Source organism: Bdellovibrio sp. HCB-110 (genome assembly GCF_047323225.1).
Classification (GTDB): Bacteria; Bdellovibrionota; Bdellovibrionia; order Bdellovibrionales; family Bdellovibrionaceae; genus Bdellovibrio.
Map to the genome: position 1 here is coordinate 3,715,495 of NZ_CP178750.1, position 14,302 is coordinate 3,729,796.

Below are 14,302 nucleotides of genomic sequence, written 5' to 3' on the forward strand. Positions count from 1 at the left end.
CAAAAAGTTTTTTCAAACTGCAAAGGGCTGCTAGGAAAATAGCAGCCCTTTTGTTATTGAGATGCCATACATGCCTGGGGATCTAATGAACAAAACGAAGTTGTACGTGAGCTCTTTAATCGTTTTAGCATTGACGGCTTGTGGGGGATCTCAATCTGAGGTTGATACTCAAGTTTATGATGCTGCTATCGTGGGTGGAAAAGACACCACGAAAGACAACGTTATTTCTAAATACGTTGTGCTTATCTATGACAATCCGACAAAAACTTATTGCACGGGTCTTTTGATTAAAAAAGACGTGATTCTGACCGCCGCACACTGTGTTCCCAGTGGTTATAAAAGCCTCACTCTTGCCTTCGGCATAAAACCTCTTGCTGGCGATTACGTGATGAAACAAGCCGCAAACATGGTTGTGCATGACAAATACAAAAAAGAAAATTCCAACGATCGCAACGACCTGGCTTTGATTCTTATCAAGGGCAATGCCCCTGAGGGTTATAAGACGTTGCTTCTACCGGGCGCAGACTTCCCTTTGAAAGCCGGGTATGGTTTCACAGCGACGGGATACGGTCGCATCTCTGGCAAAAAAGTGCCAAGCTCAGACACGCAGGGGTCCGGTTACCTTCGCCATGTAGAGCTTAAAATCGACAGCTTTAACGCCAATGAAAGCCAGTTTTACGTGGATCAAAAATCCGGCCGTGGCATTTGCAGTGGCGACTCTGGGGGGCCGGCTTTAATGCGCTACGAAGGCCAAGACTACGTTGTTGGGATCGCCTCTGCGATTTCATGGACCCTTCCTGATGAAATTCATGAAGACGAAAAAAAGCAATACATCGAGAACAAAGATGTGTGCTTGGAAAAATCTATTTACATGAACGTGAAAAAGCACCGCACGTGGATTGATGCGGGATTAAAGAAGCTGTTGAATTAGTTGGCGGATTCTTTCGCCAAGATCTTTGGGACTATCAAACAAGACACGATGAGAGGAAGCAGGCACAGTTTCTAAACGAAGCCCCTGCACTTCTTCCGTCAAACGACGGGACATCTCCATAAACTTCTCGTCTCTTTCCCCCACCATCCAAATAATTTTCTGAACTTGTTTTTGGATCACCGAGCGCATGTTTCTTTGCTGTGCCAGGGACCATTGAGTCAATGCGAGACTGAGTGTTTCCCGTGAATATTCTTTTTCAATGCGCGTGGGTTCCGTTTCTCCACCACCAAAAACAGGCTGTGCATTCCAGTTGCGCAAAACCATATCCCAAGGAGCTTTAAGAAATTCCTCGGCCCAGTAAGAGTCGTTCATCCAACGCTGACGGCGCTCTTCCGATGTGGGATCAAAACTTTCGTGAGGGTCGTTAAAACCAGGATTTGTCGATACGAAAATCGCCTTATACCAAAGAGCCGGTTTTTTTTCGAGAGCGTGCAAAGCCAAACGCCCACCCAAAGAGTATCCAACCAGGATATTGCGCTCCCCCGCGCAGCCGTGACCTTCCACGAGCTTCGTGAAATTTTCGGCCCACTTTTCGAAAGTGTGCTGAGGACCCAATGACAATTCTTTCAAATAATCGGGAGTAAAAATACGCAAACCTTCATGCTGAGGCAGGTGCGCTTTCACCACCGCCCAATCAGAAGGTCTTCCTAAGAAACCATGTAGAAAAAAGAGGTTCACTCTCTCCACAGAGATTCGTACTCCTTCCAGAATTCTTGAGTTTGCTCCCAGTTAGGGACGAGCTCGATGATTTGATGGTCATGCAATTCGCTGTTCACAGGAATATTATGCCACTTTTGGTAAGACCAATTCCACATCTTTGCCCACGATTCGAAAGAAATCTGGTGTTTGTTTACGAATATCTCTTTTTTGAACATACGAGAGAAGATTTGGCCTCCTCCGTTGTTGATAACGACAATGCGAAGTTTGCGCGCTTCTAGTTGAGAAGTTGCCCAAAGTGACGATAAATCATACAGCGCTGTTAAATCTCCAACAAGGCACCAGTTTTCCGCCTCGGGATGTGCCCATCCCAAGAATGTCGAAAGCTGTCCGTCGATTCCGTTCGCACCACGATTGGCCGCCACACGCAAAGGGCGTGCATCGTGCGAAGAGCAGGAATCCCATTCACGAATTGGCAATGAATTTCCAAGATAAATAGAGCCGCCATCCATTCTCTTAGAAAGAGAATAAATCAAACCCTGCTCGGACTCTGGATACTTTGTAAGAAGAGCACGCACAGTTTCAGCCCGGCTGCTGTCTTCGATATTGAGTTTGATATTTTCGTGCTGTGGATTTGAAAACTCCACTTGGCTCAACAAATCCAAAGAATTCACGTGTTGCACAGGACGACTCAGTCCCGTGAAGTGATTAAAGCTCACAGAGAAAACAGGAATGTTCAAATATTTGTCTTCAAGATCGCGCCACACGCGAGTCGTAGGAACCCCACCGATGCGCAAAACCGAGTCACACACCCCAGATCTTAAAATTCGGTGAATCATCTGTTCACCTGAGCGGATTTCGATATCTTTGATATCCGGATGACCGCGCAAGCTTGAAATACCCTCACAGTAAACCGGCGCTTTGTACTGCTTTAAAAAATCCAAAACAGTGCCGTAAGCTTTTTCAGGTAAAATTCCGACCATCACAAGAGGCTTGTGAGAGTTGAGAAAGTTTTCCATCTCTTTCAAAGTTCCCAAAGGCAATTGCCCTGGAAGTTTTGTTCTTTCTGAATGAGTGGGTAAATCAATTTTCGGAACTGGTCCGTCAATCAAGGGCTCTTCAAAACACACATTTACGTGAATCGGTTTTTTCCAAGACAAAGATTTAAACGAAACATGGGAATTTTCGGCATCAATATCAAGAGCCACTTCGTTGTAGTAAGAAAAAATCCCCACTTGCTCAATCGTCTGTGGCGCTCCCGTCCCGCGATAGTGCTTCGGACGATCGGCTGTCACCATGATCAAGGGCAAAGAAGAGTACGTCCCCTCAACCGCAGCCGGCAGAAGTTCAGCAACCGCTGTTCCCGAAGTCGTGATAATTGCAACGGGACGACGAGTGCTCGCGATACGACCTAGGGCAAAGAAAGCCGCAGACCGTTCTTCGAAGAATGAAAAAACTTTGAGACTTTTATTCTCGTCAAGGATGTGCACCAAAGGACTGTTGCGGGCACCCGCACAAAGTACGAACTCGCGCACTCCGGTATGCACCAACTCCTGAATGACTTTTCCCGCTAACTCCATATTTGTCATACATCCAGCCCCAAAATCTTTCTTACAGACAGGCGTTTTTGATAAAGCTCTCTCCACTCACGTTCCAATTCACTGGCAGCAACAACGCCGCAACCGGAACCAATCATGGAAGTGTTCCTATTCCACTGCAAATTTCGAATGGCGACAAGACACAGAGCCTCCTCTTTGCCAATAAAAGCAAAAGGACCTCCGAATCCCCGGCGTCCTTCTTGTCCTGGAAACTCTGCCATCCATTTATAACCTGCCGAACGAGGTGCAACCCCTAAAGCTGGTGTTGGATGCAGTTGTTTGATCAGTGAAAAGAACTCGGGTTTTGTTTTGCAGCGAATTTCAATATCAGTTTTCAAATGGTAAAGTGTCGGAAGCTCGACAATCTTGGGACCTTCCGTTTTCACTTCGCCCCAAGGATGCAGAACAGACATGAGATCCTCAAGAACATAGAGATGTTCTTGCATTTCTTTTTCGTCTTGAAGCAAAGATTCGCGACTGCTCGCCTCACTCTTTGGGCACGTTCCCGCAAGGGCCATGGTCTTTAAATAACCTTTGGAATAATCAAAAAGCACTTCGGGAGTCGCACCCAAAACACCTTCGCCATTTTGCCATAGACCGTAGACATACAAAGTGGACGGAGCTTCCAAAAGTCGCAGCAACATTTGCGCGCGCTCTGGCGCTGTCACTGTTTGCCGAGATCGTGCAAAAACCGCCGGAACAGATTTTTGAATCTCTCCCTTGGCAATGCGATCTTGGGTGATTTTCAGTGCGTTTGCAAAATGCTCTTTGAGGGGTTCCTCCCAAGACGTCTTCCTTACGGGGGCCTCAGTAGGTGGCGCATGAACCAAGAACGCCTCACAATTCTTACGCAGTTCCTCTGTGGAAAGCCTGTAAGTTTTGGCTCCAACAAGAGCGGGAGAAGAGCCCAAATCGTAGAAATCAGGGAAAAACACTGTAATTTCATCACGATTTGCGTCGGAGGAAGGGTGAAAAGGTCCCTCAATAAGAACCCATTGATCCCCATGGCGCAAGAGGGCCCCTGCCTCCAAAAAGTTTGTAATGCCTGAGAGCGTTATGCTATTCTGCCGTTCCATTTAAGAAGTCGTATTATGGAAATGCAAACTATGCAAACAACTCCCTCAACCCAAATCGTCAATATCGGTGGATATGATATCGGCGGCTCTAACTTCACAGTGATGGCAGGCCCTTGCTCCATCGAAAGTTACGAGCAGTTCATGGAAACCGCAAAAGGTGTCAAGGCATCAGGTGCCCACATTCTTCGCGGCGGTATCTGGAAGATGCGCACTTCTTCTAAAGACTTCCAAGGCTTGGGTACATCCTCTTTTGATTTCATCAAAACTGTCTGCAAAGAAACAAACATGAAACTTGTTTCTGAAGTCACAGACGCTCGCCAAATCGAAGAAGTCTATGACATCGTCGAATGCTTCCAAGTCGGTTCTCGCAATATGCATAACTATGCTTTGTTGAAAGAGCTTGGCATGCAGAAAAAACCTGTGTTGTTGAAACGCGGTTTTGCAGCGTTGATCACGGAATGGATTAAAGCGGCAGAGTACGTGACTGTCGGTGGAAATCCCAATGTGATTTTGTGCGAGCGTGGGATTCGTACTTTTGAAACTTCGACTCGCAACACTTTGGATTTGAACGCCGTAGCCTTTGCGAAAAAGAATTCTCACTTACCGGTGATCGTCGATCCTTCACACGCCGTCGGCATTCGCGCTTTGGTTCCTGATTTGGCTTATGCCGCTGCGGCGGTAGGAGCTGACGGTATTATCGTGGAAGTTCATCCTCGTCCGGCAGAAGCTCTTTCTGACGGCATGCAAGCTCTGACACTGGATGATTTCAAAAACATGATGAACAAGCTTGATAAGATTCTCACTGCGATCGACAGACCTCTTCATAAGGTGGCCGCTCATGCAAACTAAGCATTCTCCAAATCCAGAAATCATCCGTTCGATGTTTTCAAAAGTGGCTGCAAACTACGACAAAGGGAATAACGTTTTGTCGATGGGGATTCACCACTTGTGGAGAAAAAAGCTAGTTAAGTACAGCGGTGCTAAAACAGGCGACAAAGTTTTAGACTGCGCGACGGGCACTGGGGACCTTGCCATTGAATTCAAACAAAAGGTTGGCACAACGGGCGAAGTGGTCGGAACAGATTTCTGCGCCGAGATGCTCATCCCTGCTCCTGGAAAAGCCAAAGAGCGCGGCCTTGATATCAAGTTTGAACAAGCCGATGTGACACAGCTTCAATACGCCGATAAGGGTTTTGATGTTTGCAGTATCTCTTTTGGTATTCGCAATGTCGGTGATCCAGTAAAAGCCTTGCGTGAAATGGGACGCGTGACGAAGTCAGGCGGCACTGTGATGGTCCTTGAGTTCGGCCAAGTGAACATTCCTGTTTTCGGCGCTCTTTACAATTTCTACTCTCAAAATATTCTGCCGAAGATTGGCGGGCTTGTGACGGGACAAAAAGAAGCTTACGAATACTTGCAAAAGTCTTCTGCAGCCTTCCCTTGCCGTGAAGAGTTCCTAGGCCTTATGAAAGAAAGCGGCGCTTACTCTCACTGTGAGTATATTTCTCTTACGGGTGGTATCGCTTATATCTACAAAGGGACTGTAAAGTAATTATCGGGACGCCATCATACGGCGCCATTCAACGCGGGGACCGACCGGAGGTGCCCGTCCTTCAAGACTTAAAAGCTCTTCATAGTGAGAAACCTGAGGTTCTGGCGGAGTAGGATCAGGGATATATTTCTTTGTTGGGCATCCCCAGAATGCCAATCCCACTGTCAGTAGCAAAAGAGAAATTAGAGCCACGAGTTTCATAGGGTCATTTTCTCTCTAAGAACTCACCGCAGGAAGTTGTTTTCACACACCTAGAGTTTCTTCACATTCGAGAATGGATCAAGATCCTCATTCTTTAAAACATCGCAATGAGGATCTAAGCTTTAGTCCTGAGAGCACTTTTTCACGAGCTTCAAAAGCTGACGAACTTCCGAAACACTCAAGGCCATCGGAGTGATTGCGCAAGACACAGAGCTTGAAGTTTTAAGGAAATCCGCCAGTGGCTTGAGTTTCCCGCGACCCATATTCCAAAGATCATTGAATTCTGCATTGTATGATGGAAGAACATCTTGAGCAGCACTTCCGCTCAGCTCTACCAGATTTTCGATATGGCTTTTTTCGCTGCTTTCAGACCAGTTGAAAGATCCCGAAAGAACTTTGGAGTTATCCACGATCATAAACTTATTGTGCATTTGGAAAGCCATGTATTCAGAAACTTCTAAATTGTAGAACTTCACGCGAAGTTGCAGATTGCGGTTCGTAAGCAAGTACTGGGCTCTTCTGCCAATATCCATGAAATCATCTTGGCTGATCACCAGATAGATCTTAACACCACGATTGGCTGCGGCTTGCAGAGCTTCAAGAACTGGTTTTAGGCGCACGCGTGTCGTCGCAATTTTGATTTCGCTTTGTGCTTCGTTAATCAAACGCACCACTTGCTCTGTAAGATTGAAGGACTCGTTTGATTTTTTATCTAAAGTGCGAGGCGAATTGAAGAACACTTCCACATCGCCCTGGTCTAGGAAACTTCCCGTCGATACATTTTCGTGATTCAAGCTTTGGCCAAATTCTTTCGAGTTATTCCAAAGACGGTTGAACTCATACTGATAGCGGTTTGTGATTTCCGCCTCTTGATCAAAGAAGAGAATGTTTTCGTTGTAGTTTCTATAAGAAGACAAGGACCAGTTGGCACTGCCCGTGATCACGCGATGAGTGGATAGAGCGGCATCAATCACGGCATATTTGTGGTGAACCTTGACAGATTTTCCAAGAAAGCGAACATCGATGCCTAGGTCTTCCAAGACAGCCATCTTCTTTTCATTTTCTTCTGGAGTAGCATAACCTTCAAAGATCAAACGAATCTTAAGTGCACCACTTTCGATACGCCTTTGAACTGCCGATGACTGAAGAATTTTAATAACCGGAGAAGCCGCCGTCGTTTCCATGTTGTACATGGCGATATCGACTGTGCTTTCCGCTTCAGAAATCCACTGCGCTATTTTTTCAAGCGTCGGATCGTGAGGGTGAAAAAGGACTTCCACTTTTGCATGGACGTTTACCGCGAAAAACAGGGAAAAGATTAAAAGGGCCGTTTTCATAAAGTCTCCTCGAATGGGAGAACTTCTATCCGACCTTCGGACTTTTTGTCTTCTGCATGGTTAAGAGATTATTATTCTTACAAGGAATAACGGGCCAGATCGAATCCAGCCCGTTTATAGATGAATCTAGTAGTGCCAAGGGAACTTAGAGAAGTCTTTCGGGCGTTTTTCTACGAAAGAATTACGTCCTTCAACCGCCTCTTCAGTTCCATAAGCCAAGCGAGTCGCTTCCCCAGCGAACAGTTGCTGGCCGACCAAACCGTCGTCACAAAGGTTGAATCCGTATTTCAACATACGCATTGCTGTTGGTGACTTCGAGTTCATTTCATAAGCCCACTCCAACGCCACTTTCTCAAGATCCCTATGAGGAATCACGGCATTGACCATGCCCATGTCGAAAGCCTCTTGCGCGGAATAGTTGCGACCCAAGAAAAAGATTTCACGAGCACGCTTTTGTCCCACCATACGAGCGAGATATGCGGAACCATAACCGCTATCAAAACTTGCAACATCTGGATCTGTTTGTTTAAAGATCGCATGCTCTTGGCTCGCCAAAGTCAAATCGCACACAACATGCAAAGAGTGACCTCCGCCCACAGCCCAACCCGGAACAACAGCAACAACGATTTTAGGCATAAAACGAATCAAACGCTGAACTTCCAAAATATGAAGACGCCCCAAACGAGCCAAATCCATTTTGCCAACAGCTTCTTTTTCTTCGTATTTATAACCGTCTTTACCGCGAATGCGCTGATCTCCACCAGAGCAGAAAGCCCATCCACCATCTTTAGGAGATGGTCCATTGCCTGTGATAAGAACCACACCAACATCCGCCGTGATACGCGCATGCTCTAAAGCCGTATAAAGTTCATCCACAGTTTGAGGACGAAAAGCATTGCGAACCTCAGGACGATTAAAAGCAATACGAACAGTGCCTTGGTCCTTCGCACGATGATAAGTAATATCCTGAAACTTCACACCAGGAATTTGAACCTCAGTCCACCACTCAGGATTAAAAATATCCGAAACCATTTTTACCTCTTAGATACGATCCGTTTTAGACCATAAGTAATGATCTGCCAACACAAGCCATGTCATGGATTCCAGGACGGGAATAGCTCTCGTGACAATACATGGGTCATGACGGCCTTTTTTAGCCACATCCAAAATAGAGCTGGTCGGTTTGAAGGAAACTCTTAAAAGAATGCTTTCTCCCGTAGAGATTCCCCCACGAATACCGCCATAGCCCGCTTGTGAGCCCTGATGGAATTCCGTTCCCTTAATATCGACAGCATCAAACCCTAAACCCAATTCAAAGCCGTTCGTGGCACCCACACTTAAAAAGGCCTGGGCCAAATCAGATTTTAATTTATGAAATACGGGCTGACCTAGGAAAGACGGAGGATTTTGAATCAGAATTTCCGCAATCCCGCCGTAGCTGTCGCCTTGCTCCTGTGCCCTTTTTAGCAACGCGCCCACTTCATGATCACGGGTTGAAGGAAATCGCGCTTGGAAAGAGTCGATGTCTTTTGTTGAAACCTGTTCACGTTCCTGTTGAGTGAGAGAAAAAGGTCCGATCTGCGACGCATATCCAAAGACTTTTGTTGGAGCACTGACGTGTTTCATCAACATTTGCGCGACAGATCCCGCCATCACACGGGAAACAGTTTCGCGGCCCGAAGAGCGCCCGCCACCGCGATGATCACTGTGACCGAATTTATGTTTCCACATGTCGTCTGCATGTCCCGCGCGAGGACTCGTTTTAATTTCTTTATAATCTTGCGAGCGAGCATCCTGATTGCGCACAATCATCGCAATGGGCGTTCCCAAAGTCTGTCCTTCAAAAACGCCACTTAAAACTTCCGGTGCATCTGTTTCTTGGCGACCCGATACGATGTGGCCCGAACCATGATGTCCAGGTCTGCGACGCTCGAGTTCTTTTTTGAGAAGAGCTTCGTCAAAAGAAACTCCCGCAGGACATCCGTCAATAACAACACCCAAAGCGGTGCCATGACTTTCGCCGAAACTTGTTATCACAAATCGCGAACCAAATTGGTTTGCACTCATGGCTTCTCCTCACAGTTTTTCCAAAAAATTCTTTGGCCTTGCGCTTGGGCCGTGAACATCACAAGGCCGGACTGGTAATTGGCTCCGCACTTTTGCGCATATTCGCGCCCCATGGAATCCTCTTTGTAATTAAGATCAAACACCATCGCCGGATTCCAGATCACAGGTGGCATCAAAGTTTCGGAGGATCTCGGTGCCGCCCAAATGACAATCTTCGGTTGTAAATCCGCAGCATCTTCACTGCCGACGCGTGGTCTTCCCGTGCGCGAAGAAAAATAACTGGCGTAAGGCAAAGCCTTTTGAATCATCTCCAGCGTTCCGCCCCCACCCCACACAAAAATTTCTTTCTGCAATGGGGCGATCATGCCGACGCCTTCAATGAGTTCCATAAAACCTTGATCATCCGTCGAAGTTCCCAGCCACATCTTTTGCGATTCACTCCAATAAAGAGTATTAATGGCCTTAAGATCTAAATGCTGAATAAGTTTAGCGGCATTTTCTTTATGTGGCGAAGTCACAGCAGCATAGGACAAACCTAATTTTCTTAATACCGGAAGAGCCTCGTCCCATTCATCACGAGCAATAGAGATGGCTAGAACAGGAATATCTTTTTTATGAAAGAAGTCTGAGTGCTCCAGCGGGGTAAAACTATGCGCCACCGGATCGCCTAGGACCGCTGCAAATTTTTTACTTTTTGCAGGAGTCATCAACCACGCCCACAAAGACGGCTGATCTTCGGCGCTTCCGCCATTTTCTTTCCAGAAATTGATCAGTTGCTGACCTTTTTGTAAACGGCGATACCACTCCCAACGGCTTCCCGATGACCGAGGTAAAAAACTGCGTTGGGACGATTTCGCTGTTTGCCACTCATGGCCCAGCCAAAGTTCTGCAAAGCTTGCAACCGCGGGAGCGTACTTCATATGTGCAACTTTATTTTCGTAAGCTTGCCATTCTCTAAATTGACTTTGCTCATGCAAAGACAGAATAAGCTTTTCAGACGGAAGGCGCTGAAGGATGTCTTCAGGCGATCCCAGCTCCCAAGGCCAATCAATCCAAGTGGCCTTTCTTAAAACTTCCGTCGCTTTTTCATCGGCCCACAATGCATTCCAGTCCTGGGTTTTCCGGAACGAGTAAATAAATTTTTCGTTGGGCATGTCTTGAATCACAAGACGGATTTGTTCGGCGGTTAAAAGATCATCACGCAGTTCAAAAAACTCGATCCCTTTTCCGGCATAGCGCTCTTTAAAAAAGTTCCATCTGTTTTCAGTGACAAAAAACTCCGGAAGAAGTGTTAGGGCTCCACCTACGTTTTCAAAACTATGAGTCAGAACCATTTTTTCAACCGCCATTGCGTGATGACGATTATCGAACACACCTTCTGGCATCAGATAGACTTCATCAGCGCGGTCCCGGTATCTTTGCTCACGCACCTCAGCGCGCAAACGAAACTCTTCCAAAGGTGAAAGATCCGGCTCTAAACGAGGACGATTTAAAAAAATTCGGCCGTCTAAATCCGTTCTTCTTTTCACCCACAAGACACGCACCGTTTCGGGAACAACGGAAAGATCAAATCCCGCCCCCAGAACCAAATACATGTCTTGGCGTGGCGTCTGAAGGATTTCTAAAAAAAGCTGTCTTTCCATTTCACGGAAATAGGTTTCTCCGTGCTCAAGAAAAAGTTCCCGGATGGATTTACCGATCTTCTTTTCAATCTCGGTATCCAAATCTACAAAATCGACCTGTTGATCGCGCAGATAAAGCTGCAAGCGCTTCATCAATTCCGTTTTTCCTGTTCCGCGATGACCAACGACGACTGTAATCATGGTTTGATTCCTATCATGTCCCAGAACTCCGGAAAACTTTTATTGATAACATGAGGTTCTTCCACAGTAATGCCGTGGCCTTTTAGTTTCATCAGAACGGCCGCCATCACCATGCGGTGATCTTTGTCCGGATTAAATGAAACCCCTTTCACAAGTTTTTGCTGAGGATTTCCATGAATGATCATGCCGTCTGGCAAGGATTCATGAGCCACTCCCACAAGGTTTAATAAATCTGAAACTTTAGCAATACGGTTGGATTCTTTGCTGACTAAGTGAGGAGCCCCAAAAAGTTTCGACGTCCCTGGCGCCCAACTGCAAAGGATCGCCAGGACTGGGAATAGATCCGGAGATTGTGATAGATTCCATTCAACAGGAACCACGGAAGGACTTTCTTTCACCGTCAGCTTTTCGCCTTCCACAGAAAAATCCACATGCATCTTTTTAAAGATCTCAGTAAAGACAACATCAGGTTGTGTGCTTTTCTCTGAAAAGTTCTCAATAATCGTTTCACCAGCCAACGCGCCCGCAGCCGCCATGGTAAAAGCAGAACTCATATCGGCTTCAACAGTCCAAGAGAGTTTGCTAAGACGTTGGCCCGCAGGAATAAGATAACCTCGCGCTGTTTTCTGAAAACGCATCCCCATGGACTTGAGCATATCCAGGGTTAACAAGAAGTAGGACTCTGACACGTTGTCGCCGACAAGTTCAAATTCCAAATCAAAATCTAAAAGCCAAGCATTAAGAACCAGAGCCGAAGCATATTGGCTGGATTCCGTCGTGTTCACCTCAAGGGGAGTTTTAGGCTTCTTCCATCCCTCCCCGATGATAAACATTTCTTCGCCCTTGATTTGTGCCTGCACGCCGAGCTGCTTTAACAAATCGATAAGACCCTTTTGCGGTCTTTGCATAAGACGTTGAGTGGCTTCTAACGTATGAACGCCTTTTTGACGAGACGCTCGCAACGCCATAAATCGGAATGTCGTTCCGCCTTCTCCGCAATCGATACGACTGCGATCACGGATGTGCTTAAGACCCTCCCGCATAAAGCGCACGTCATCACACTCTGAAAAACCTTTGAGATCCAGGACAGGAAAATAACTTTGCACAATCAAGGCGCGATTGAAAACTGATTTAGAACCAGGAATTTCACCTTGAAAGCGAAACTTAGCCATTGAGCTCTTCCTCTTTTTGTCGGCAGACTTCCATAAGAACTTCGTCTACCGTCACTTCACGGATCACGCAGTGGCCTGGTTTTTTTAAGAACACAAAACGCAATGTTTCTGATTTTGTTTTCTTTTTATCACTTAAAAGCAAACGACGGAAATCTTTCAACAAGGATGGCTTCGTTTGTAAAAGGTCATCACGAAGTGGCGAAAGTAAGTATCCCGCCACAGGAGCACGCTGAATCTTCTCGTATTCAGCGGCACTCATGATCTTTTTCTCAACACTCCAGCGCAAAGCAAAGTCCAAACCGTAGTTAATGGCAACCCCGTGCGGAAGTTTGTAATAAGATTCTAAAACGTGGCCCATCGTGTGCCCCAGATTTAGAATATGGCGGTGGCCCGATTTTTCTTCCGGATCTTGGGCAACAACTTTGTTCTTCGCCGCAACGGACGACGCCAGATATTTCCACAAAGTTGCTGAAGAAACTTCAAACTCTTTGGCAAACTTGCTCCACAAAGGTCCGCCAGCAATCCAAGAAATCTTTAAAAGTTCTCCAAACCCTTCAAAGGCCCGCGCTTCGGGTTGGGCAATCAAAAGGGATTTAACCAGAACAATTTTATCCGCAGGATAAAAAGTTCCAATTTGATTTTTTGCGGAACCAACATTCAAGGCCGTCTTTCCACCGTGAGCTGAATCAATGGCTGAAAGCCACGTGCTTGGCATCTGCACGAGTTTCACCCCGCGCTTAAGAATGCTCGCTACAAATCCGCCAAAATCACCAACACTGCCGCCCCCGGCGACAACCAACGTCAAACGACGACTGGAGGTGTTTTCGCAAAGTTGCACAATCTTAGAAATATGAGCCGGAAACTGATCGACAGATTTAAGCTGCTCTCCGGCGCGCACGGCATAGGACAAAGAAAACTGCTTCATCCATTTTTTAAAGGCCGGTGATTTTTTAGGAAGAACTTCATCGTAAATCAGAAGAAGTTCTTCCCCTAAATCAGAAAGACGAGGCAGCTCAGCAGTAAAGAGCAAAGAGCTTTTTTTCATTATTTAGATTCTTTGAACTCAGCTTTGGCTTTTTCGTAAGACTCTGACAAAGAATCCCAAGCTTTGCTCATACCCGCTTTCATTTCCGTCCAAGCTTTGCCAGAACTCTTTTTAAGTTTTGAAAGATCCTTTTTCATCTCGTCTTGTTTCTTTTCAAGAGCCGCGATTTGTTCTTTCATCTCTTTTTTTGCTTCGCCTGTTTTCTTGGAAGCCTCTTCCTTCAACTCAGAAATTTCTTTCTTAAGTTCAGTGAGATTCGTTTCCATGTCCTTTTGGAATTGTTCTTTTTGTTCTTTGGTGTAATCAGCAGCGGCTGAAGCGGCCTCAGAGGTTTTTTGCTGAACTTCTTCTTTGGTTGTCGCCAAGGATTGGCTCGAGAAAGAAAGTGCGAGAAGAGCGATAACTAGAAATTTCATACTGGTCTCCTTTTAACGGAGACCAGTTTACAACGGAGGATTATTTTACTTCAAGAATATTGAGCTGCGAGGCTTCCACTGTGACGCTCACAGGCTTCTTTGCATTCAAGCTTTCTTCAAGTTTCTTTCTATAGGCATCAAACTCTGCCACATCCCGTCGCAAATAGTGAGTTCCCGGAGTTTTCGCGAAAAGAACTACGAGACCCTCGTCATCTTCACGCAATTTTTTTACAACATCCGTCACCGACGCACGCTGTTCGGCGTTGGCAGGCTTGCGAGATTTAGAGTCGGCTTCCGCTGAATTCATTCCCATTGTCGCAGTAAAAATCAGAGCTGCTGCAAGAATCCACTTCATGATTCACTCCTT

15 protein-coding genes are annotated in these 14,302 nt (G+C 46.2%); 3 read left to right on the top strand and 12 right to left on the bottom strand.

The genetic code is table 11. From position 1 onward, the window contains the following. Window positions 1-85 precede the first annotated feature (85 nt). Window positions 86-931, top strand: a complete 846-nt coding sequence (locus tag ACL934_RS17595) for a S1 family peptidase (protein ID WP_374075735.1) — start codon at window positions 86-88, stop codon at window positions 929-931. Here ACL934_RS17595 and ACL934_RS17600 read toward each other — a convergent pair. From ACL934_RS17600 to ACL934_RS17610, 3 genes are read right to left on the bottom strand one after another with little or no spacing between them, the layout of a single operon-like run. Then, window positions 911-1,669, bottom strand: a complete 759-nt coding sequence (locus tag ACL934_RS17600) for an alpha/beta fold hydrolase (RefSeq protein WP_413612675.1) — start codon at window positions 1,667-1,669, stop codon at window positions 911-913. The genes ACL934_RS17595 and ACL934_RS17600 overlap by 21 nt on opposite strands. After that, window positions 1,666-3,237 carry a 2-succinyl-5-enolpyruvyl-6-hydroxy-3-cyclohexene-1-carboxylic-acid synthase gene (gene menD, locus ACL934_RS17605; protein WP_413612676.1) on the bottom strand — a complete coding sequence of 524 codons (1,572 nt, stop codon included), beginning with the start codon at window positions 3,235-3,237 and terminating at the stop codon, window positions 1,666-1,668. The genes ACL934_RS17600 and menD overlap by 4 nt, the downstream gene beginning before the upstream one ends. Further along, window positions 3,234-4,259, bottom strand: coding sequence for a chorismate-binding protein (locus tag ACL934_RS17610; RefSeq protein ID WP_413612677.1), 1,026 nt, complete (start codon window positions 4,257-4,259; stop codon window positions 3,234-3,236). The genes menD and ACL934_RS17610 overlap by 4 nt, the downstream gene beginning before the upstream one ends. Window positions 4,260-4,337: 78 nt before the next feature. Between ACL934_RS17610 and aroF the strand changes: the two genes are divergently transcribed. Further along, window positions 4,338-5,171, top strand: coding sequence for a 3-deoxy-7-phosphoheptulonate synthase (gene aroF, locus ACL934_RS17615; protein WP_374075745.1), 834 nt, complete (start codon window positions 4,338-4,340; stop codon window positions 5,169-5,171). After that, the gene (gene ubiE, locus ACL934_RS17620) at window positions 5,161-5,874 is read left to right on the top strand and encodes a bifunctional demethylmenaquinone methyltransferase/2-methoxy-6-polyprenyl-1,4-benzoquinol methylase UbiE (RefSeq protein ID WP_374075747.1); all 714 of its coding nucleotides are present in this window, start codon (window positions 5,161-5,163) and stop codon (window positions 5,872-5,874) included. The genes aroF and ubiE overlap by 11 nt, the downstream gene beginning before the upstream one ends. Here ubiE and ACL934_RS17625 read toward each other — a convergent pair whose 3' ends face one another. The 9 genes from ACL934_RS17625 to ACL934_RS17665 all read right to left on the bottom strand — a co-directional run bounded on the left by ACL934_RS17625 (window position 5,875) and on the right by ACL934_RS17665 (window position 14,290). After that, window positions 5,875-6,075, bottom strand: coding sequence for a hypothetical protein (locus tag ACL934_RS17625; RefSeq protein WP_374075749.1), 201 nt, complete (start codon window positions 6,073-6,075; stop codon window positions 5,875-5,877). A gap of 122 nt (window positions 6,076-6,197) precedes the next feature. Then, window positions 6,198-7,412 carry a phospholipase D-like domain-containing protein gene (locus ACL934_RS17630; RefSeq protein ID WP_374075751.1) on the bottom strand — a complete coding sequence of 405 codons (1,215 nt, stop codon included), beginning with the start codon at window positions 7,410-7,412 and terminating at the stop codon, window positions 6,198-6,200. Between the two features lie 126 nt (window positions 7,413-7,538). Then, complete coding sequence (locus tag ACL934_RS17635) at window positions 7,539-8,444, bottom strand: 1,4-dihydroxy-2-naphthoyl-CoA synthase (RefSeq protein ID WP_374075752.1); 906 nt, start codon at window positions 8,442-8,444, stop codon at window positions 7,539-7,541. 9 nt (window positions 8,445-8,453) lie between these two features. Then, window positions 8,454-9,479, bottom strand: a complete 1,026-nt coding sequence (gene aroC, locus ACL934_RS17640; protein WP_374075755.1) for a chorismate synthase — start codon at window positions 9,477-9,479, stop codon at window positions 8,454-8,456. Further along, window positions 9,476-11,302 carry a shikimate kinase gene (locus ACL934_RS17645; RefSeq protein ID WP_413612678.1) on the bottom strand — a complete coding sequence of 609 codons (1,827 nt, stop codon included), beginning with the start codon at window positions 11,300-11,302 and terminating at the stop codon, window positions 9,476-9,478. Before ACL934_RS17645 ends, aroC begins: the two co-directional genes overlap by 4 nt. After that, entirely contained in the window at window positions 11,299-12,474 is a 1,176-nt protein-coding gene (locus ACL934_RS17650) for a 3-phosphoshikimate 1-carboxyvinyltransferase (RefSeq protein ID WP_413612679.1), read from the bottom strand. The genes ACL934_RS17645 and ACL934_RS17650 overlap by 4 nt, the downstream gene beginning before the upstream one ends. Next, window positions 12,467-13,519 carry a hypothetical protein gene (locus tag ACL934_RS17655; RefSeq protein ID WP_413612680.1) on the bottom strand — a complete coding sequence of 351 codons (1,053 nt, stop codon included), beginning with the start codon at window positions 13,517-13,519 and terminating at the stop codon, window positions 12,467-12,469. Before ACL934_RS17655 ends, ACL934_RS17650 begins: the two co-directional genes overlap by 8 nt. Further along, on the bottom strand, window positions 13,519-13,935 hold the full coding sequence (locus ACL934_RS17660; protein WP_374075763.1) for a hypothetical protein: 417 nt from the start codon (window positions 13,933-13,935) through the stop codon (window positions 13,519-13,521). The genes ACL934_RS17655 and ACL934_RS17660 overlap by 1 nt, the downstream gene beginning before the upstream one ends. Window positions 13,936-13,975: 40 nt before the next feature. Further along, window positions 13,976-14,290: a hypothetical protein gene (locus tag ACL934_RS17665; protein WP_374075765.1), complete on the bottom strand. Its 315-nt coding sequence runs from the start codon at window positions 14,288-14,290 to the stop codon at window positions 13,976-13,978. Window positions 14,291-14,302 lie beyond the last annotated feature (12 nt).

Excerpts from the sequence above, each read along its gene's own strand:
- ACL934_RS17645 (WP_413612678.1), bottom strand. The coding sequence starts at position 11,302 with ATGATTACAGTCGTCGTTGGTCATCGCGGAACAGGAAAAACGGAATTG.
- ACL934_RS17625 (WP_374075749.1), bottom strand. The coding sequence starts at position 6,075 with ATGAAACTCGTGGCTCTAATTTCTCTTTTGCTACTGACAGTGGGATTG.
- ACL934_RS17595 (WP_374075735.1), top strand. The coding sequence starts at position 86 with ATGAACAAAACGAAGTTGTACGTGAGCTCTTTAATCGTTTTAGCATTG.
- menD (WP_413612676.1), bottom strand. The coding sequence starts at position 3,237 with ATGACAAATATGGAGTTAGCGGGAAAAGTCATTCAGGAGTTGGTGCAT.
- aroF (WP_374075745.1), top strand. The coding sequence starts at position 4,338 with ATGGAAATGCAAACTATGCAAACAACTCCCTCAACCCAAATCGTCAAT.
- ACL934_RS17660 (WP_374075763.1), bottom strand. The coding sequence starts at position 13,935 with ATGAAATTTCTAGTTATCGCTCTTCTCGCACTTTCTTTCTCGAGCCAA.
- ACL934_RS17665 (WP_374075765.1), bottom strand. The coding sequence starts at position 14,290 with ATGAAGTGGATTCTTGCAGCAGCTCTGATTTTTACTGCGACAATGGGA.
- ACL934_RS17655 (WP_413612680.1), bottom strand. The coding sequence starts at position 13,519 with ATGAAAAAAAGCTCTTTGCTCTTTACTGCTGAGCTGCCTCGTCTTTCT.
- ubiE (WP_374075747.1), top strand. The coding sequence starts at position 5,161 with ATGCAAACTAAGCATTCTCCAAATCCAGAAATCATCCGTTCGATGTTT.
- aroC (WP_374075755.1), bottom strand. The coding sequence starts at position 9,479 with ATGAGTGCAAACCAATTTGGTTCGCGATTTGTGATAACAAGTTTCGGC.
- ACL934_RS17650 (WP_413612679.1), bottom strand. The coding sequence starts at position 12,474 with ATGGCTAAGTTTCGCTTTCAAGGTGAAATTCCTGGTTCTAAATCAGTT.
- ACL934_RS17635 (WP_374075752.1), bottom strand. The coding sequence starts at position 8,444 with ATGGTTTCGGATATTTTTAATCCTGAGTGGTGGACTGAGGTTCAAATT.
- ACL934_RS17630 (WP_374075751.1), bottom strand. The coding sequence starts at position 7,412 with ATGAAAACGGCCCTTTTAATCTTTTCCCTGTTTTTCGCGGTAAACGTC.